1 protein-coding gene is annotated in these 934 nt (G+C 72.7%); it reads right to left on the bottom strand.

Annotated elements, in window-relative coordinates; translation table 11 throughout:
- Positions 1-934: AMP-binding protein (locus KVP70_RS33045; RefSeq protein ID WP_217946672.1), on the bottom strand; the 934-nt coding region annotated here is incomplete at both ends.

A 934-nucleotide genomic window follows, 5' to 3' on the forward strand; every position in this document is an offset into this window, starting at 1 on the left:
CGGGCGTGCCGACCGGGCACGCCACGCCGTCGGCGTCGAGCACGATCATCTGCGTGGCCGCGATCGGCTTGCCGATCGGGATGTAGCCGCGCTCCACGTCGGCCGCGACGATGCGGTGGTGGCAGCGGATCATCGTCGTTTCCGACGCGCCGTAGAAGTTGACCAGCTCGACGCCGTCGCCGAACACCTCGCGGAATTGCCGCACCGTGGCCGGCAGCAGCACTTCGCCCGACAGGCAGATGGTGCGCAGCGCAGCCAGGCGCGCCACGTCGGCCGCCTGCAACTGGTCGAACGACAGCAGCGCGCGCAGCAGCGACGGCACGCAATGCACCAGCGTGACGCCGGAACTGCCCAGCCATTCAAGCATCTGGTCCAGCGGCAGCTTGCGCGCCGGCGGCAGGCACAGCGTGCCGCCCGCGCACAGCGGCACGAACAGGTCGCGCAGGAAGGCGTCGAAGGTCGGCGCCGTCAGCTGGCTCACGCGGCACTGCGCATCCAGGCCGAAGGCGTCGATCTCCCAGTCGATGAACTGGGCCAGGCCGCCCACCGATCCCAGGATGGGCTTGGGCGTGCCGCTCGAACCGGACGTGAAGAACAGGTAGCACGGATCGCGCAGCTGTTGCGCCAGCGGCGCGCAGCTGGCCTGGGCCACCTGCGGCGTCAGCCCGGCGGCCGGCGCGCCAGCGCCGATCCAGATGCCGCGCGGCGCCGTGCCCAGCTGGGCGGCCACCGCCTCCAGCGCGCCGGCGGCCGCCGCTTCGGCGATCCACCAACCCGGTTCGGCCCGTCCCACCAGCGTGCGCAGGCGGCTCTCCGGGTCCTGCGGGTCGAGCGTCATGAACACCGCGCCCGCCTTCATCGCGCCGATCACGGCGGCGATATGGGCCAGCGGCTGCTCCAGCAGCAGACCCACCACCTCGCCCGGCGCGCAGCC

The sequence above is a fragment of the Duganella violaceipulchra genome, from assembly GCF_019166075.1.
GTDB lineage: Bacteria > Pseudomonadota > Gammaproteobacteria > Burkholderiales > Burkholderiaceae_D > Rugamonas > Rugamonas violaceipulchra.